Below are 17,288 nucleotides of genomic sequence, written 5' to 3'. Positions count from 1 at the left end.
GCATGAGCGACGATTCATTTCCGCCCGACTGGCAAGTCGAGCCACCTGACCCAAGAGACCCGTTGCTTGGGAGCGACCTCGACCCGCTTCGGCCGAACGCGGCGCAGCGGGCCGCCGTCCTCGAGTTGATGTTGGCCTACATCGCACGCGAACCAGCCTTCGGACGCGAGTTCCTCGACTTCGGCGCAAAGGCATACCGCGACAAGACGTGGGACGCCGTGCGATCCCGGCTAGCCGATATTCGAGTCAGCGAGGCGACACCCGGCCTGCTTGACGAAATCCTCCGGGGAATCCGCCCGCGATCACGGCGCGACCCGCGAGCGTCACACCAAAGCGGCGCTGAACGCGGTCTTGACGGATGCAGTAATGGTCGGGGGTATCGGCGCGAATCCAGTGCGGGAACTGGGCACCCGGCGCAAGCGGAGGACTGAGAAGCGGGGTAAAGGGTGCGCCGGCCCTCGGAGTCGAGCAGGTGCGGATGCTTCTTAAAGCTGTCGGTGAGTCGAAGCTATGTGAGCAGAAGGACTTGCATGACGCGGTGATCCTGTTAGCGGCGACCGGGTTGCGACGCTCAGAGTTGCTGGCGCTTCGGTGGGAAGACATCGACCTCGACGACAGAGTGCTCACGGTGTCCGGCTGGGTAGTTCGGTTGAAGGGGAAAGGCTTAGTCCGCCAAGACACCACCAAAGGAGGCGGTGGAAGGTCGGTCTCGCTACCTCAGTTCGCGGTCGATGTCTTGCACCGACGCAAGGGCGGTAGGCAGGGGCCAAACAGCGTCGGAGTGATCTTCCCGTCCTCAGCGGGCACGCTGCGCGACCCGGACGACTTCGGCAAGCAGTGGCGCGAGGTTCGCGACGAGCTGGGTTTGCCCGACGTGTCAAGCCACAGCTTCCGCAAGACAGTCGCGACACTGATCGACGACTCGGGACTCTCCGCGAGGATCGGCGCGGACCAGCTAGGCCATGCGCGCCCCTCGATGACGCAGGACGTGTACATGAGTCGCGGCCGGGTGCACGCCGAAGTGGCCGATGTATTGGATCGAGCGGTTGGCATAAACGACGAATAAACGTCGAGCCGAGGTAGGAACCGAGGCAGACATAGCCTCTGAAGTGGCCAGGGCCGGGATCGAACCGGCGACCTTCCGCTTTTCAGGCGGACGCTCGTACCAACTGAGCTACCTGGCCCGGAAGGCACCGGTCGGGCGTAACCCAGATGCCTCGCCGCAATGGCGACCCTGACGGGACTTGAACCCGCGACCTCCGCCGTGACAGGGCGGCGCGCTAACCAACTGCGCCACAGGGCCTTGCTTTGCGTCCCATCGTACGGGTCGCTGCGTGTACCCCCTACGGGATTCGAACCCGCGCTACCGCCTTGAAAGGGCGGCGTCCTAGGCCGCTAGACGAAGGGGGCCAGCCGAATCTCTCCGGGGTACTCGCAACGCGATGACGTTGGGAGCTTCGATAGCTTAGGTTATCGGCACCGGAATCCTCAAACGAGGTCGGCATCGGCCACCCAGTATCCTGTCCCTCGCGCCCCTATAGCTCAGTTGGTAGAGCTACGGACTTTTAATCCGCAGGTCCCAGGTTCGAGCCCTGGTGGGGGCACTGCTGTCGGGCACTGACGGTAAGACCGAAGCGTGAAATCCAGCCGCTGTCCGCGCTGCCGCCAGGATCGCCCGGACTTCAACGGCACGTATTGCCCCGACTGCCGACGCGAATACAACCGGGCGTACTACCGGCGAACTCCTGAGAAGAATTCGTCGCGCCGCGAGGGCAAACAGAAGGCGATCGCCGGCGCCAAGGCATACGTTCTGCAGTACTTGCTGACCCACCCGTGCGTCGATTGCGGCGAAGAGGACACCGTGGTGCCCGAGTTCGACCACGTGACAGGAAACAAACTCCGTGACGTCGGATCCATGGCACGCGCCGGCTGGAATCTGGCCGCCATACAAGCCGAGATCGCAAAGTGCGAAGTTCGCTGCGCCAATTGCCATCGACGAGTAACCGCTCATCGTCGAAATGGCCGAACATTCTGACCCACAAGACTTCTCGCGCCTAGCGAGTCACGTAGCCACCTATCGCGGAATTTTAACCGCATCGACGGCGCACACGCGCTAGCGGCTCAATCAGACCTGCGGGCAATAGAACTGCGGCTGACCGCGGTACTCGATCGGCGGCAGATTGCGCGCCGGCGTCTCGACCAGCGGGGCGTCGACCGGCAGTCGACCGGTCGCGCGGTCGATCGCCGAACGCTTGCGCGGGTGCATCAGCCATCGCTTGGGCAGCACCTTGGTGGCCAGCGTCACGACATCGCAGAAGCGCCGGTGCAGCCATTCCTGCCGAGGCGACCAGCTGTAGCCCATCAACTCCCGGACCGGGGGATCGTAGAGTGCGACGGTCATGAACGTCAGAAAGCGTTGCATCACTTTGAGGTTCAGCCGCCACAACGGATCCGGGATCCACTCCATCGAGGGATGCTTGGGCATCGTCGAGAGATCCATCACCTCGCGGGCCGCCCAGTTGTTCTCCAAGACGTTGATGCACATGTGATCCCAGTACTCCTGGAATTCCTCCCACGTCTTGGGCACCGGCCGCATGCTCATCCCGTACATCCGGTACCAGGTGATGTGCTCGTCGAACAACTGCCGCTTCTGGTCCTCGGTCAGCCCGCCACCGAACTTCTCGGCCGCCAGCAAGGTGGACTTGAAGAACGTCGCGTGCGCCCAGTAGAAGACGTCGGGGTTCAGCGCGCTGTACCGTCGGCCGCGCTCGTCCACACCCTTGATACCGATGTGGTAATCGCGGACCTCCGCGCCCGTCGTCGGCGCCCGGTGACCGTCGAAGACCACGCCGCCGATGGGGTAGATCGAGCGCAGCAGCCGCGGGATCCGCTCCAGGAAGAAGATTGAGTGCTCCTGAACGGCGGCACCCAACTGCGGGTGCATGTTCTGCATCGACCCAGCCCACGTGCCCTGGAACAGGCCGGTCCACTGGCCGAAGTACTTCCACGTCAGCGAGTCGGGGCCGAGCGGCGCCGGTGGCGCGTCGTAGCCGCCGGATGTCACCGGGCACCCTGACGCCATCGGTGACGCGTCCTCCTGCCCTTCGGGCGGGTGGCGCTCCCAGGACACGGGGCACGTTTCAGACGTATCTTGAGTCACTGGTGTACTTCCGTCCGGATTTATCAGAAGCTGACTACGGGCGTTGTCATACCGAGCTTAGGAGGGATGTGCCTTCGGGTCAAAGACGGGGCCGATGGTCGGGGGTGCCGCTGCAGGACCGTCAGGTACTGCGCCGCGAGAAACTCATCGCCGCGGGCGTGGGGCTTCTCGGTGCCGCCGAGGGTCCTTCCCTCACCGTCCGCGCCGTGTGCCGGGCAGCCGGATTGACCGAGCGCTACTTCTACGAGAGCTTCGCCGACCGCGACGAATTCGTCCGCGCCGTCTACGACGACGTCTGCGCCAAAGCCATGTCCACCTTGAGCTCGGCGGAGACCCCGCGCGACGCCGTCGAACGATTCGTCGCCTTGATGGTCGACGACCCGACGCGGGGCCGGGTGCTGCTGCTCGCGCCGGCCAGCGAGCCGGTGCTGACTCGTTCAGGCGCCGAGTGGATGCCCAGCTTCATCGAACTGCTGCAGCGCAAGCTCACCCGCATCACCGATCCCGACAGGGCGGCGATGACGGCCACCGGGCTGGTCGGGGCCCTGACCGCGCTGTTCACCGCTTACCTCAACGGCAGGCTGGCCGCCACCCGAGAGCGCTTCATCGACTACTGCGTGGAGATGTTGGTTGGCCGGGTGTCGAGCTACTAGGCCGGGGCCTATTCGTCCGGTGTCACGGGCGCTTCCAGTTCGCGCTGTTCCTCGCTCGCTGCTTCCTCTTCGGCCTTGGACTTGGCCGCCCGTCCGAGCGGATTGGCAACAGACGCACCGGGATTCGTGGCGGTCGCGTATTCGCCGGCGCAGTTCAACGCAACAGACATCTCGCTCTCGTCGGCCTCGCTGATACGCAGGAAGGACGAGTCCCAGATGTTGGTGACGATGCAATCGCCGAGGTCGAGCTTGTCACCGACCCGAGAGGCGACCACCGCGGTCCCGCCGGCGTTCTCGATCTCTTCCTGAGCGTCGGAGTACTTCATGCCCACGACGCTGGGAGCGGCCGAGGCGGTGCCCGAGCCGAGCAGGACAACCGACGCCGCCGCAACGCCCATCGCCGACATCAAGCCGACAGACAAGATCTTCTTCACGTACCCCAACCTCCGTGTTCGGGCGATGCCGCCGCGTGAACGCTGTCGGCAGTCTATTGCGGTTCGGTATACACCGCTACCGGAGCGAATCGCCGGTCGTGGAGGTGGGACCTGCGAGAAATCAGTTGTCCGGCGTCACCGGGGCGGCCAACTCCCGCTCTTCGAGCATGGCCGCTTCGCGCGCGGCTTTGGCCTCCCGGCGTTGCTGGTCAGCTTTGGCGTCGCGGCCGACGGGGCTCATCGCCGAGTTGCCGGGCGCTCCGGGCGCCGCAACGGCCGCGTTGCAGTTCAGCGCCACCATGACGTCGCTGTTGGCGACCGGACGTCCCCGCGAGTTCGGGCGGCGGACCGCCGCATCCCACGCGTTCGTCACCAGACAGCTGCCTTCGTCGGCGCCGCTTCCGACCCGCGTCGCGACCACGGCTTTGCCGCCGTACTGCTGGATGATCTTCTGGGCGTCTTCAAAGGGACGGTCGACGACGTCGGGAACCGCGGCGGCCTGTCCCGCTGACGCGAGCGCCGTACCCGCCGCTGCCGCGGCGACGGCCGCTGCCAACAGATGCCGCAAGTTGAGCAACGCCCGTCCTCCGAGTCTCCAGTGGCCGAATTCCGGGCGTACGCGTTTGCCCGACGGGATACTACAACGACGGATGCGCCTCCTGGGGCGGTTGTGACACCCGCGCCGGAACTTGAATGTCACTGGAGGACACAGATATATTGAGTGCAACCAATAGGTACAGATAACTTGGGTGGGGCTCTCGCACGCGAGAAGGAGTAAGGATCAATGCACGAGAACTTGACTGACCTACATCTGCTGCATGAGCTCGAGCCCGTCGTTGAGAAGTACCTCAACCGGCACCTGGCGATGCGCAAGGACTGGAATCCGCACGACTACATCCCGTGGTCGGACGGCAAGAACTACTACGCCCTGGGCGGCCAGGATTGGGATCCAGACCAGTCGCAACTGTCGGAAGTGGCGCAGGTGGCAATGATCCAGAACCTGCTGACCGAGGACAACCTACCGTCGTATCACCGCGAGATCGCGATGAACATGAGCATGGACGGTGCCTGGGGCCAGTGGGTCAACCGGTGGACGGCCGAGGAGAACCGGCACGGCATCGCGCTGCGCGACTACCTCGTCGTCACCCGCGCGGTCGACCCCGTGCAATTGGAACAGCTGCGCGTCGAGCAGGTCACGCGTGGTTTCTCGCCGGGCCAGAACCAGCAGGGCGACCTTTTCGCGGAGAGCCTCTTCGACTCGGTCATCTATGTGACGTTCCAGGAGCTGGCGACCCGCGTCTCACACCGCAACACCGGCAAGGCGTGCAACGAGACCGTCGCCGACCAACTGCTCGCGCGGGTCTCCGCCGATGAGAACCTGCACATGATCTTCTATCGCGACGTCAGCGAAGCGGGCTTCGAGATCGCGCCCGACCAGGCCATGCACTCGCTGCACCGCGTGCTGCGCAACTTCAAGATGCCCGGTTACACGGTCCCGGAGTTCCGCCGTAAGGCCGTGATCATCGCCGTCGGCGGCGTCTACGACCCGCGCATCCACCTCGACGACGTGGTGATGCCAGTGCTCAAGAAATGGCGGATCTTCGAACGCGAAGACTTCACCGGCGAGGCCGCGCGCATGCGTGACGACCTCGGGGTTCTCGTCGAGGAGCTCGAGGAGGCCTCGCAGAAGTTCGAGGAATCCAAGCAGCGTCGCCTCGAGCGCGAAGCGCGCAAGGCCGAGAAGCTCTCCGCGAAGAAGGTTTTGGCCTCCTCGTCATCATGACGGTCCTGGTCGACAAGCCAGAACTGCTGATCGGCCCGATACGGCTCCGCAGCCCGGTCGTACTGGCACCGATGGCCGGTGTGACCAACGTCGCCTTCCGCACGCTGTGCCGCGAACTCGAGCTGGCCAGAGCGGGCACGGTCAGCGGCCTGTACGTATGCGAGATGGTCACCGCGCGAGCCCTCGTCGAGCGGCATCCGGGGACTATGCACATGGTGACGTTCGCTCCCGATGAGACCCCGCGCTCGCTGCAGCTGTACTCGGTCGACCCTCAGAACACCTACGCCGCAGCGAAGACGATCGTCGACGAAGGGCTGGCCGACCACATCGACATGAACTTCGGCTGCCCGGTACCCAAGGTCACACGGCGCGGTGGAGGTGCAGCCCTGCCGTACAAGCGCAGGTTGTTCGGACAGATCGTCGCCGCGGCGGTGCGCGCGACCGAAGGCACCGACGTCCCCGTGACGGTGAAGTTCCGGATCGGGATCGACGATGCGCACCGTACCCATCTGGACGCCGGCAGGATCGCCGCCGAGGAGGGCGCCGCAGCGGTCGCCCTGCACGCCAGGACGGCGGCTCAGCGTTACTCCGGCACGGCCGATTGGGACCAGATCGCGGCGCTCAAAGACCACGTCACGGGCGTTCCCGTGCTGGGTAACGGCGACATCTTCGAAGCTGCCGACGCGCTGGCGATGATGTCAGCCACCGGATGCGACGGCGTGGTGATCGGCCGGGGCTGTCTCGGCAGGCCTTGGTTGTTCGCTGAACTGTCGGCGGCGTTCACCGGGCGTCCCGCGCCCACACCGCCCACACTCGGCGAGGTGGCGTCGATCATCCTGCGCCACGGCGAACTGCTGGCGGCCCATTTCGGCGAGGACAAGGGCATGCGCGACATCCGCAAGCATGTCGCCTGGTACCTGCACGGATTCCCCGCCGGCGCCGACCTGCGACGGGCGTTGGCGCTGGTCAAATCCCTTGCCGAGCTCGAGGAACTGCTCGGCAGACTCGATCCCGACGTGCCCTTCCCTGAGGCCGCGACCGGTCCACGCGGGCGTCAAGGCTCCGCTGCCGCGGTCGCCCTTCCGGAGGGCTGGTTGGCCGATCCCGACGACTGCACGGTGCCCGCCGGTGCCGAAGTCATGCACTCCGGGGGTTAGCCGTCTGCCGGCGTCTCCCAGTCGTCTCCGTCCTGAGACGACTCTGACATCACATCTCTCAGGATGTCTCAGTACGATATGAGTCTCGTTCGCAATGCGCTCCCGTCGCGGAGTCACCCAGGTGCTGTGGCAATGGCGCGCAGCACCCTGTTCGCCACGTGTCGAGAGTCGGAGGCGGTAGGACATGAGTGACGGCGATAACGCCACTCCTGGCCCTCCCGACCCCACCGATGGGGACAACCGCTGGCTGACCCGGAGTCAACGGCCGGCGCCGGGCGCCGCGCCTTGGGAGCGGGCGAACATTCCGCGTCGGCAGGACCCGTCGGCCGAAGCTGCCGAGACCGAGTCCACCGGTAACCACACCGACGGCGTGACCGTCGCCGACCTCATCGCCAAACTGTCTGGTGACGACGCGGTGCCGCCGGAACTGCGCCGCCGACGTCGCCGCGTACCGGAGCCTCCCGAGCCGCCAACGCCACCGGCGCAGCCCACCGACAGCGAGGACAACGACTGCGACACCGAGATCCTGCCGGTCGTCCGCGCCGATGCCGAACTGCCCAACCTGGCGCTGATTCGCAGGCCCAGCCGGGTCCCCGCCGCGCACACTGCCACCGCACGCAAGCCGTCGAAGCCCCGCCGCCGTCGGCGCCGGTCGCTCATCGCCGGGCGCGCGCTTGCCGCGCTGATCGCCGTGTTCGCACTCACGCTGACCGGTGGGGCCTGGCAGTGGCAGTCGGCGAAGAACAACATGCTGAACAGGATCTCCGCGCTGGATCCCGACTCCCGCGACATCCTCGACCCCAACGCGCAATTCGGTGACGAGAACTTCCTGATCGTCGGCGTCGACAGCCGGATCGGCGAGAACAGTGGCATGGGCGCGGGGACCACCGAGGACGCCGCGGGTGCGCGCTCGGACACCGTGATGCTGGTGAACATCCCAGCGAACCGGGAACGTGTTGTGGCAGTGTCGTTCCCGCGGGATCTGGCGATCGAGCCGATGAAGTGCGAGCCGTGGAATCCCCAGACCGGCAGCTACGGTCCGATCACCGACCCCGAGTCGCCGATGTACGGGGCCGAGGAGGTCTACACCGAGTACAAGCTGAACTCGGCGTACGCCGTCGGAGGCCCCAAGTGTCTGGTCAAGGTCATCCAGAAAATGTCCGGCCTGTCGATAAGCCGTTTCATGGCAGTGGATTTCGCGGGTTTTTCCAAGATGGTGGATGCTCTCGGCGGAGTCGAGGTGTGTAGCACCACACCGCTCGAGGACTACGAACTCGGAACGGTGCTCCCCCACGCGGGCCGGCAGCTCGTCGACGGGCACACGGCACTTCAGTACGTGCGGGCCCGCCAGGTCACCACCGAGACCAACGGCGATTACGGGCGGATCAAACGTCAGCAACTGTTTCTGTCGTCGCTGATGCGCTCGATGATCTCCAAAGAGGTCTTCTTCTCGCTGTCGAAGCTCAACAACGTGGTCAACATGTTCATCAACGACAGCTACGTCGACAACATGGACACCAAAGACCTCGTCACGCTTGGCCAGTCGATCCAGGGCATCGCGGCGGGCCGGATCACGTTCCTGACCGTCCCGACGACCGGTTACATGGACGAGTACGGCAACGAGCATCTGCGCGATGAGGACACCCGCGCGATCTTCGACGCGATCATCAACGACGATCCGCTGCCTGAGGAGAAGAACGCCGACAACACCCCGGTGCCCGGCACGCCCGAGTCGTCGACCAGCGCCCAGCCGGAGTCGGCCCCGCCGACCCACGACTCCGCACCGTCGGGTGAGCTGGTGGACGCGATCACCACCGATCCGGCGGACATCACGGTCCAGGTATCCAACTCCACCGGGCAGAACGGTCTCGCGGCTACCGCGGCCGGCGAACTGCAGACACACGGTTTCAACGTCACCTCCCCCGACGATTACCCGGGTCCGCTGGACGAGACGACGGTGTTCTTCTCGCCCGGCAACGAAGAGGCGGCGGCGACGGTGGCGTCCTCCTTCGCCAATGCCAAGGTCGAGCGAACTTCGGGGATGGGTGACACGGTGCGGGTGGTGCTGGGTAGCGACTTCCACACCGTGAACCCACCGTCACCGAGCGGGTCTCCGGTTCAGGTGCACGTCGTGCGCGGATCCAACAGCACCCCGACGCAACTCCCCGAGGACCTCGCGGTCACGAACGCGGCCGACACCAGCTGCGAGTAACCGCGCCGGTCACAGCGTTTCAGCAGGTGGGGTTCACCTTCCGTTCACGGCTCGCTTCATGCCGTTTCGCCGGTGATGCCCGTAGGGTGGAGACATGCGTACTGCGTATCACGAGCAGTTGGAAGCCCTGACCACCCAACTCGGCGAGATGTGCGGGTTGGCCGGGGCGGCGATGGAGCGCGCAACCCAAGCCCTGCTGCAAGCCGATCTCGTGCTGGCCGAACAGGTCATCACCGACCACGAGCAGATCGCCGCGATGAGCGCACGGGCCGAGGAGGCGGCGTTCGTACTGCTCGCGCTGCAGGCACCGGTGGCCGGTGACCTTCGCGCAATCGTGAGCTCGATCCAGATCGTCGCCGACGTGGACCGCATGGGTGCGCTCGCGCTCCATGTCGCCAAAATCGCACGGCGCCGCCATCCCCAGCACGCGCTACCCGAGGAGGTGAACGGCTACTTCGCCGAGATGGGCCGTCTCGCAGTTGAATTGGGCAACAGCGCGCAAGAGGTGCTGGTGACCCGCGATCCGGAGAAGGCGGCCCGCATCGGCGAAGAAGACGACGCGATGGACGACCTGCACCGGCATCTGTTCACGGTCTTGATGGACCGGGAGTGGAAGCACGGCGTGGCCGCCGCGGTGGACGTGACCCTGCTGGGCCGCTTCTACGAGCGGTTCGCCGACCATGCCGTCGAGGTCGCCCGGCGGGTGATCTTCCAGGTCACCGGCAAGCATCCCACCGAAGAGGAGATCCCCGCGCCACGCTGACGCGGGTGGTCATGGCGGATCAGCCGAAGCGGCCAGAGATGTAGTCCTCGGTTGCCTTCTGCGTCGGGTTGGAGAAGATCTTCTCGGTGTCGTCGATCTCGATGAGGCGCCCGGGCTTTCCTGTGGCTTCCAGGTTGAAGAACGCCGTCTGATCACTGACCCGCGCGGCCTGTTGCATGTTGTGCGTGACGATGACGATCGTGAACTCCTGCTTGAGGTCGGCGATCAGATCCTCGATCGCCAGCGTCGAGATGGGATCGAGTGCCGAGCACGGCTCATCCATCAGCAGCACGTCGGGTTCCACGGCGATCGCACGGGCGATGCACAGCCGCTGCTGCTGACCGCCCGAAAGCCCGCCGCCGGGCTTGTCGAGCCGGTCCTTGACCTCGGTCCAGAGGTTGGCGCCCCGCAACGACCGCTCGGCCACCTCGTCGAGCGCCTTCTTGTTCCGCACACCCTGCAACTTGAGCCCGGCGACGACGTTGTCACGGATTGACATGGTGGGGAACGGATTCGGCCGTTGGAACACCATGCCGATCGTCTTGCGTACGCCGACCGGATCCACTCCCGCACCGTAGATGTCTTCACCGTCGAGCAGCACCGAGCCTGTGACGTAAGCGCCGGGGATCACTTCGTGCATGCGGTTCAGCGTGCGCAGCACCGTCGATTTACCGCAGCCAGAGGGACCGATGAACGCCGTGACGCTGCGCGGCGGCACCGACAGGGACACATCGGCGACTGCGTGGAAGGTGCCGTAGTAGATGTTGACGTCTTTGAGGTCGAAGCGCTTGGCCATGGAAGACTCCTAAACCTTCTTGGGCGAAAAGAATTTGGCGACGAAGCGGGCGCCGACGTTGAGCACCGCGATCAGCACGATGAGCGTGAACGCCGCGCCCCAAAGCCGGTCGGTCGGAACAGGATTGGCGCCCGCGCCAGCCGACACCTGGTCGTACATCATGCCGGGCAGTGAGCCCATGAACCCGCTGAACATGTCGAAGTTGATCGCCTGGGCGTATCCGACGAGGATCAGCAGCGGAGCCGTCTCACCCATCACGCGGGCCAATGCCAGCAGGATGCCCGTGACGATGCCCGACAGGGCGGTCGGGATCACGATGGACACGATGGTTCGCCACTTCGGAACGCCGAGTGCGTAACTGGCCTCGCGAAGATCCATCGGAACGATCCGCAGCATCTCCTCGGTCGAGCGCACGATGACGGGAATCATCAACAGCACCAACGCCAGCGACACCGCGAAGCCCGACCGCTCGAAGCCCAGCGTGGCGACCCACAGCGCATAGATGAACAGTGCGGCGACGATCGAGGGGACGCCGGTGAGAATGTCGACCATGAAGGTGGTCACCTTTCCCATCCTGGTTCCGCCGCCGTACTCGACGAGGTAGATCCCGACGAAGACACCGATCGGAATCGAGATCAACGCACACACCAGGCCCTGCAACAGCGTGCCGACGATCGCGTGGTAGGCGCCGCCGCCCGCGGTGAAGGCGGTCATCCCGGACTGCGAGTTGAACCACCACGTCTGGGAGGTCACCACGCCGAAGCCCTTGACCACCACCGTGACCAGCACCCACACCAGCGGGACGACCGCGACGAGGACCGAGAGGGTCACCAGGACCGTGGCGAACTTGTCGGTCAACTTCCGCCTCATGCTCACGCTGTGGAAGGTCGGCGCCTTCACCGGTTGGTCCAGCGTTGCGGTCATGATGCGGACCTGTCCTTTCCAGCGACCGCGGCGCGCGCCAGCGAGTTCACCACGAACGTCAGGATGAACAGCACCAGGCCCGCGGCGATATAGGCGCCGGCCTTGTATTGGTCGTTGAATTCCGAAGCGGCAGAGGCGATGAGGCTCGCGAAGGTGTAGCCGGCGTCGAACAGCGACCAGCCGAACGCCGCTTGTGTGCCGCGCAGGATGATCAGCAGGGCGACCGTCTCACCGAGCGCACGGCCCAGGCCGAGCATCGCACCGCTGATATAGCCCGACATGCCGAACGGCAAGACGGTGGTGCGCACCACCTCCCAGCGGGTGGCGCCCAGCGCGAGTGCCGCTTCGATGTGGCCCTTCGGCGTCTGCACGAAGACCTCACGAGTCACCGCGGTGATGATGGGCAGGATCATCACCGCGAGCACGATCCCCGCGGTGAAGATGGTGCCACCACCGGCCACCGATGCGTTGCCGCTCTGGAACAGAAACAGCCAGGAGAGGTTCTCGTTGAGCCACACCGCGAACGGCTTGAGCACGGGAGCGAGCACGTACAGCCCCCAGACGCCGTAGATGATCGACGGCACCGCGGCCAGCAGGTCGACCATGTACGCCAGCGGTCCGGCGACCCGGCGCGGCGCGTACTGCGTCAAGAAGATCGCGATCCCCAACGCCACGGGCATCGCCAGGATCAGGGCGAACACCGAGACGAACACCGTTACCTGCAGAAGGTCGAGGATGCCGAACCGCATCGCCGAGGTGTCGGTGGTGACCCAGGTGCCGCCGTAGAGGAAGAAGTTCGCCTCGTTGCGCGCCAATGCCGGGATTGCCCGCCACACCAGAAAGAAGCCGATGGCCGCGATCAGGGCAACGATGAAGATGCCCGAACCTTCCGACAACCAGCGGAAAATGCGGTCCCCGGGTCGGACCTTCGAGCTCCGGCCCGGGTCTGTCGACATGGGTTCCGGCTCCGGGCGGGGCACGGCCATCGCCGCGCCCGACCCGGCCTCCGCTGGATTCGGTTCTGTCACTTGGACCCTGTCGGTCATCGGTTACGCGTCCATCCTCGCCGCAGCGATCCCGTTTCGCCAGCAGAACTAGGCAGGCGACGAGATGGCGTCGATCGAGCCCAGCAGCCGCTGCTTGAATCGGTCCGGCAGCGGGACGTATCCGGCGGCCGAAAGCCCCTGCTGACCATCGTTGGCCGCGTGGTGCAGGAACGACTTGACCGCATCGGCCGTCGGCTTGTCGTAACCGTTGGAGCACACGATCTCGTAGGTGGCCAGCACGAGCGGGTACGCGCCCTGCTCCTTGCTCGCGTACAGCGATTGCAGGTCGAGCACCAGATCCTGGCCCTCGCTCGCGAACTGAGCCGCGTCGATCGCCTTGCCCGCCGACTCGTCGGTCAGCGCGACTGCACCGCTACCGTTGTCGATCTGCGCGTACGCGATGCCGGCCTGGTCGGCGAAGCCCTTCTCGACGTAGCCGATGGCGCCCGACGTGGCCTGCACCGCCTGGGCGACACCGGCGGACTTCTGCGCACCCTCGCCCGCGCCGCCCTGAAACTCGGAGCCGTCGCCCTTGGTCCAGGTCTGCGGCGCCGCGGCAGCCAGATACTTCTGGAAGTTGTCGGTGGTGCCCGAGGAGTCCGATCGGTAGACCGGCGTGATGTTCTGATCCGGCAGGTTCTTGCCCGCGTTCAGCGCCGCGATGGCCGGATCGTTCCACTTGGCGACCTGGCCCTGGAAGATGCGCGCCAGCACGTCGGCGTTGAGCACGAGGCCGTCGACACCCTCCAGGTTGTAGGCCATCGCGACGGGACCGAACACCAACGGAAGGTGCCAGGCGGGATTGCCACCGCAGCGCTGGGCGGCCTGCGGGACCTGCTCCTCGGACAGCGGGGAGTCCGACCCGGCGAAGTCGACGTTGCCGGCGATGAACTGCTGGCGGCCCGCGCCCGATCCGGTCGGGTTGTAGGACAGGTTCTTGCCCTGACACTTCTGACCCCACACCTGATTGAACAGCCCGATAGCGTTCTGCTGCGCGGTAGAGCCCTCGGCGTTGATGGTCGCCTTGCCGTCACAGTTCTCGCCGCTGGCCGACGAACCAGTGCCGGTGCCGTCGGTTCCCGTGCCGGTGTTGTTGTCGCTGCCGCACCCGGCCAGCGTCAGGGCGAGCACAGCCGCTGCGGAGGCGGTCGTACCCAGGGTCTTACCGATGCTGATGCGCTTCACTTATCCCACTTTCGTCGCCGACTTCGCACTCTCCGGCAACGTATGCGGCCGTGGTGGACGGACCGCACATGGACGGTGAACGGACGGTGAACAGGTCGGCGACCTCACAGGTCGGGGCCGGGACCGCGCGCGTACGCAGTGTCGACGGCGAACACCTCGAACCCCAGCTTCCGGTAGGTGCTCACCGCCGCCGAGTTATCGCCCTCCACGTACAGCATCACGACGGGATTCGGGCTCGCCGACAGTCGCTCGGCGAGGTGATGCAGCCCGGTCAGCGTCAGCACGCCACCCAGACCACGACCCTGGGCCGCCGGGTCGACGCCGACGACATAGACCTCGCCCAGATCGGCGCCGTGGATTTTCGTCCAGTGGAATCCGAGCACATCCCCGGTGTCCTCGTCGACGGCCAGGAACAACCCGTCCGGGTCGAACCACGATTCGCCGCGACGCTCGGCGATGTCGTCCTCGGTCCATCCACCCTGCTCGGGATGCCAGACGAAGGCCGCGTTGTTGACGCGCAGCAGCGCGGCATCGTCTGCCGGACCGGAATAGGTGGTGATGCGGACACCGTCGGGCGTCGGCGTCGGCGGCAGGCCGGTCAGCGGACGCCGCATCTGGAGGAGTTCGCGGACCACGGTCAGCCCGAGCGAGGCCGCGGTCGCGCGCGCCGCCTCCAGGTTGCCGTGCGCCCACACCCGGGCACCGTCTCCGCCCTCGGCGAGGCCCACACGCACCAGCGCCGCGCCGACCCCGCGACGCCTGAATCGCGGATGCACGACCGCCTCCGCCATCGCGGATTCGCCGCCTCCGGCGAGGTTCAGATAGCCGACGATGTCCTCGTCGACGCGAGCCACCAGGTGGCGGGTGCGGTCGTGCGGCAGTTCCCGCAGCACCTGCTCGCCGACCGGGGCGACGCCGTCCGCCGCTGTAGCGGCCTCGATCAGTTCATGGATGCGACGTTGCTCGTCGCCGGATAGTCCGGTGCGCCACAGCAGTTCCGTCACGGGCTTCGCAGCGGGTCGGCAAGTGCTTCCGCGACACTGTCCGGCGCCTCGTAGTCCACGCTGTCGAAATCGTCGGGCACCGCGGCGTCAGACGCGGGTGCACGGCCGCGCGCCGGGCGGACCGCTTTGTATCCGACGTTGCGCACCGTGCCGATCAGCGATTCGTATTCGGGACCGAGCTTGGCGCGCAGCCGTCGCACATGCACGTCCACCGTGCGGGTGCCCCCGAAGAAGTCGTAACCCCAGACCTCCTGAAGGAGCTGCGCGCGGGTGAACACCCGACCTGCGTGCTGGGCCAGGTACTTGAGCAGCTCGAATTCCTTATAGGTCAGGTCGAGCGGGCGACCGCGGAGGCGGGCGGTGTAGGTGCCCTCGTCGATCACCAGTTCGCCGAGGCTGATCTTGCCGACGTTCTCCTGGTTGCCCACCCCGCCGCGGCGGCCGACGAGCAGTCGCAGCCGCGCGTCGATCTCCGCGGGCCCGGTGCCGGGCAGCAGGATCTCGTCGAGGCCCCACTCGACGTTGACGGCCACCAGGCCGCCTTCGTTGACGACGGCCACCACAGGCACCGAGGTGCCGGTGGTGCCCAGCAGCCGGCACAATCCGCGAGCCGCGGCAAGGTCGGTACGTGCGTCGACGATCGCGACGTCGGCGCTGCCCGCCTCCAAGAGGGACGAGACCTCGGTCGGCGCGGTCCGCACCGTATGAGCGAGTAGCGACAGCGACGGCAGCACAGACTCGGGGTGTGGGTCGACTGTCAGTAGCAGTAGATCCAACTGGCCCTCCAACAGCCACGGGGACCTCGCCTGGACATCTTTGTCGGTCGGTGACTTCCCAGATTCATGCTCGACATGCGCCCGTTACCGGGGCGATGGTTTTCTAACGATAGCGCGCAACCCGCTTCTCAGCTGCGTCGAACGGAACGATGGGCCTGTCGTGGGCCAGAATGTGCGGGTGCGCAAGCTGCTACTCGGGGTCCTGGTGACGGTGCTGGCGGTCGCGCTCTGCGCCGTCGGGGCCGATTTCGGCGCGGCCATCTACGCCGAATATCGGCTGGCCAGAAGCGTGCGCACCGCCGCTGACCTGCAACACGACCCGTCGGTGGCGATCCTCGGGTTCCCGTTCGCCACCCAGGCGATGGACCGCCACTTCGACGAGGTCGAGATCAGGGCCAACGGCGTCGACAATCGGGAGGTGGGCAGGGCCTCCCTGGAAACGACGCTGCACGAGATCGAGCTGCCCGGCGATTCGTGGCTCGTCGAGCCCGACGCGACGATGCGGGTCGCCAAGGCGGAGAGCCGCATCATCATCGACTCGACCCATCTGGGCCGGTACATGGGCATCCCGGACCTTCTGGTCGAGGCGCCGACGCAAGAGAGCAACGACGCCACGGGCGGCACCACCGAATCGGGTATCTCCAGCAACAAGGGCGTGGTGTTCACCGGAACACCCACCGCGGCCGACTTCCACGAAAGGGTGAGCATCGCAGTGGACCTCGAGGTCGCCGGACCGGACCAGACGACGCTGGTGATGACGGCCATCGGCGTGCTGACCGGCCCCGGCACCGCCGACCAGGAGGTGCCCGACGACAAGAGGGACGCCGTGCTGGCCGCGTTCACCGCGAGCCTGCCCGGTCAAAAGCTGCCGTTCGGACTGGCGCCGACGGCGCAGGGCGCGCGGGGCTCCGACATCATCATCGAGGGCATCGCCGATGGAGTATCCGTCGCGCTAACGGAGTTCCATCTGTCATGAGCTCTTCCTGGGTGTTGGCGATCACCGTGCTCATCGCGGCGCTCGGTGTCGCATACGTGATCGGGCGGCTGCTCACGCTTCGAGCCGGACTGCTCAAGGCGAGCGAAGCTGCCGCCAACGTCGACACCAGCGACCTCGGGCTGTCGTCGACCGGACCGACGGTCGTGCATTTCTCCGCCGAGTGGTGCGGACCGTGCGCCGCGGTGCGCAGGATCGTCGACGAGGTCTGCGCGGAGCTGCCCGCGGTGGCGCACGTCGAGATCGACATCGACGCAAACCCGCAGGCGGCGCGCCGACTTTCGGTGCTCTCGCTTCCCACGACCATCCTGTTCGACCGGGACGGCCGGCCCCGCTACCGGACCCATGGCGTTCCCAAGGCCGCTGACCTGCGCTCGGCTCTGGAACCGCTGTTGGCTTGA

The 17,288-nt window shown here is 66.1% G+C and carries 18 protein-coding genes and 4 tRNA genes; 10 read left to right on the top strand and 12 right to left on the bottom strand.

The genetic code is table 11. The annotated features are described in order from the left end of the window. The first annotated feature begins 478 nt into the window (after positions 1-478). On the top strand, positions 479-1,066 hold the full coding sequence (locus tag AU193_RS21220) for a site-specific integrase (RefSeq protein ID WP_253868005.1): 588 nt from the start codon (positions 479-481) through the stop codon (positions 1,064-1,066). A 44-nt stretch (positions 1,067-1,110) separates the two neighbouring features. Here the strand turns inward: AU193_RS21220 and AU193_RS21215 are convergent. The 3 genes from AU193_RS21215 to AU193_RS21205 form a co-directional block, all read right to left on the bottom strand. Then, positions 1,111-1,184 (bottom strand) — tRNA-Phe (locus AU193_RS21215). A gap of 42 nt (positions 1,185-1,226) precedes the next feature. Further along, positions 1,227-1,303, bottom strand: a tRNA-Asp gene (locus tag AU193_RS21210). A gap of 34 nt (positions 1,304-1,337) precedes the next feature. Further along, a tRNA-Glu gene (locus tag AU193_RS21205) sits at positions 1,338-1,410 on the bottom strand. Between the two features lie 121 nt (positions 1,411-1,531). Between AU193_RS21205 and AU193_RS21200 the strand changes: the two genes are divergently transcribed. Beyond that, positions 1,532-1,604 (top strand) — tRNA-Lys (locus tag AU193_RS21200). A 32-nt stretch (positions 1,605-1,636) separates the two neighbouring features. After that, complete coding sequence (locus AU193_RS21195) at positions 1,637-2,035, top strand: hypothetical protein (RefSeq protein ID WP_064424350.1); 399 nt, start codon at positions 1,637-1,639, stop codon at positions 2,033-2,035. 90 nt (positions 2,036-2,125) lie between these two features. On the opposite strand, the gene AU193_RS21190 is transcribed toward AU193_RS21195, so the two are convergent. Beyond that, complete coding sequence (locus AU193_RS21190) at positions 2,126-3,160, bottom strand: oxygenase MpaB family protein (protein WP_064424349.1); 1,035 nt, start codon at positions 3,158-3,160, stop codon at positions 2,126-2,128. 68 nt (positions 3,161-3,228) lie between these two features. Here AU193_RS21190 and AU193_RS21185 point away from each other — a divergent pair, with 68 nt between their 5' ends. Beyond that, positions 3,229-3,813, top strand: coding sequence for a TetR/AcrR family transcriptional regulator (locus AU193_RS21185; protein WP_064424348.1), 585 nt, complete (start codon positions 3,229-3,231; stop codon positions 3,811-3,813). An 8-nt stretch (positions 3,814-3,821) separates the two neighbouring features. On the opposite strand, the gene AU193_RS21180 is transcribed toward AU193_RS21185, so the two are convergent. Further along, positions 3,822-4,247: a hypothetical protein gene (locus tag AU193_RS21180; protein ID WP_253868003.1), complete on the bottom strand. Its 426-nt coding sequence runs from the start codon at positions 4,245-4,247 to the stop codon at positions 3,822-3,824. A gap of 121 nt (positions 4,248-4,368) precedes the next feature. Beyond that, positions 4,369-4,824 (bottom strand): hypothetical protein, encoded by a 456-nt coding sequence (locus AU193_RS21175; RefSeq protein ID WP_253868001.1) that lies wholly within the window; start codon positions 4,822-4,824, stop codon positions 4,369-4,371. Positions 4,825-5,031: 207 nt separating this feature from the next. On the opposite strand from AU193_RS21175, the gene AU193_RS21170 reads away from it, so the two are divergent. From AU193_RS21170 to phoU, 4 genes are all read left to right on the top strand, one after another. Further along, positions 5,032-6,030 (top strand): acyl-ACP desaturase, encoded by a 999-nt coding sequence (locus tag AU193_RS21170; protein ID WP_064424347.1) that lies wholly within the window; start codon positions 5,032-5,034, stop codon positions 6,028-6,030. Further along, complete coding sequence (gene dusB, locus AU193_RS21165; RefSeq protein WP_082683091.1) at positions 6,027-7,187, top strand: tRNA dihydrouridine synthase DusB; 1,161 nt, start codon at positions 6,027-6,029, stop codon at positions 7,185-7,187. The genes AU193_RS21170 and dusB overlap by 4 nt, the downstream gene beginning before the upstream one ends. Before the next feature lie 184 nt (positions 7,188-7,371). After that, complete coding sequence (locus tag AU193_RS21160) at positions 7,372-9,399, top strand: LCP family protein (protein ID WP_064424346.1); 2,028 nt, start codon at positions 7,372-7,374, stop codon at positions 9,397-9,399. Between the two features lie 94 nt (positions 9,400-9,493). Next, entirely contained in the window at positions 9,494-10,162 is a 669-nt protein-coding gene (gene phoU / locus AU193_RS21155) for a phosphate signaling complex protein PhoU (protein ID WP_064424345.1), read from the top strand. Between the two features lie 19 nt (positions 10,163-10,181). Here the strand turns inward: phoU and pstB are convergent, their stop codons facing one another. From pstB to AU193_RS21125, 6 genes are all read right to left on the bottom strand, one after another. Further along, complete coding sequence (gene pstB / locus AU193_RS21150; protein WP_064424344.1) at positions 10,182-10,958, bottom strand: phosphate ABC transporter ATP-binding protein PstB; 777 nt, start codon at positions 10,956-10,958, stop codon at positions 10,182-10,184. A gap of 9 nt (positions 10,959-10,967) precedes the next feature. Next, positions 10,968-11,882, bottom strand: a complete 915-nt coding sequence (pstA, locus tag AU193_RS21145) for a phosphate ABC transporter permease PstA (protein ID WP_064424343.1) — start codon at positions 11,880-11,882, stop codon at positions 10,968-10,970. Beyond that, entirely contained in the window at positions 11,879-12,928 is a 1,050-nt protein-coding gene (gene pstC / locus AU193_RS21140; RefSeq protein WP_064424342.1) for a phosphate ABC transporter permease subunit PstC, read from the bottom strand. Before pstC ends, pstA begins: the two co-directional genes overlap by 4 nt. Before the next feature lie 48 nt (positions 12,929-12,976). Continuing rightward, a complete protein-coding gene (gene pstS, locus AU193_RS21135) occupies positions 12,977-14,113 on the bottom strand; it encodes a phosphate ABC transporter substrate-binding protein PstS (protein WP_064424341.1) in 1,137 nt (378 codons plus the stop codon). A gap of 104 nt (positions 14,114-14,217) precedes the next feature. Next, positions 14,218-15,117: a mycothiol synthase gene (gene mshD, locus AU193_RS21130; RefSeq protein WP_064424340.1), complete on the bottom strand. Its 900-nt coding sequence runs from the start codon at positions 15,115-15,117 to the stop codon at positions 14,218-14,220. Next, complete coding sequence (locus AU193_RS21125) at positions 15,114-15,893, bottom strand: response regulator transcription factor (protein ID WP_064424430.1); 780 nt, start codon at positions 15,891-15,893, stop codon at positions 15,114-15,116. The genes mshD and AU193_RS21125 overlap by 4 nt, the downstream gene beginning before the upstream one ends. 178 nt (positions 15,894-16,071) lie before the next feature. Between AU193_RS21125 and lmeA the strand changes: the two genes are divergently transcribed. Both lmeA and AU193_RS21115 read left to right on the top strand, forming a co-directional pair. Further along, positions 16,072-16,869, top strand: a complete 798-nt coding sequence (gene lmeA, locus AU193_RS21120) for a mannan chain length control protein LmeA (RefSeq protein WP_064424429.1) — start codon at positions 16,072-16,074, stop codon at positions 16,867-16,869. Then, positions 16,866-17,288 (top strand): thioredoxin family protein, encoded by a 423-nt coding sequence (locus AU193_RS21115; RefSeq protein ID WP_064424339.1) that lies wholly within the window; start codon positions 16,866-16,868, stop codon positions 17,286-17,288. The genes lmeA and AU193_RS21115 overlap by 4 nt, the downstream gene beginning before the upstream one ends.

Source organism: Mycobacterium sp. GA-1285 (genome assembly GCF_001499905.1).
In the GTDB taxonomy this organism is placed as follows: domain Bacteria; phylum Actinomycetota; class Actinomycetes; order Mycobacteriales; family Mycobacteriaceae; genus Mycobacterium.
This window is presented reverse-complemented; position numbering and strand designations above follow the sequence as displayed.

Excerpts from the sequence above, each read along its gene's own strand:
- dusB (WP_082683091.1), top strand. The coding sequence starts at position 6,027 with ATGACGGTCCTGGTCGACAAGCCAGAACTGCTGATCGGCCCGATACGG.
- pstC (WP_064424342.1), bottom strand. The coding sequence starts at position 12,928 with ATGACCGACAGGGTCCAAGTGACAGAACCGAATCCAGCGGAGGCCGGG.
- phoU (WP_064424345.1), top strand. The coding sequence starts at position 9,494 with ATGCGTACTGCGTATCACGAGCAGTTGGAAGCCCTGACCACCCAACTC.
- AU193_RS21220 (WP_253868005.1), top strand. The coding sequence starts at position 479 with ATGCTTCTTAAAGCTGTCGGTGAGTCGAAGCTATGTGAGCAGAAGGAC.
- AU193_RS21160 (WP_064424346.1), top strand. The coding sequence starts at position 7,372 with ATGAGTGACGGCGATAACGCCACTCCTGGCCCTCCCGACCCCACCGAT.
- pstA (WP_064424343.1), bottom strand. The coding sequence starts at position 11,882 with ATGACCGCAACGCTGGACCAACCGGTGAAGGCGCCGACCTTCCACAGC.
- pstB (WP_064424344.1), bottom strand. The coding sequence starts at position 10,958 with ATGGCCAAGCGCTTCGACCTCAAAGACGTCAACATCTACTACGGCACC.
- AU193_RS21115 (WP_064424339.1), top strand. The coding sequence starts at position 16,866 with ATGAGCTCTTCCTGGGTGTTGGCGATCACCGTGCTCATCGCGGCGCTC.
- AU193_RS21170 (WP_064424347.1), top strand. The coding sequence starts at position 5,032 with ATGCACGAGAACTTGACTGACCTACATCTGCTGCATGAGCTCGAGCCC.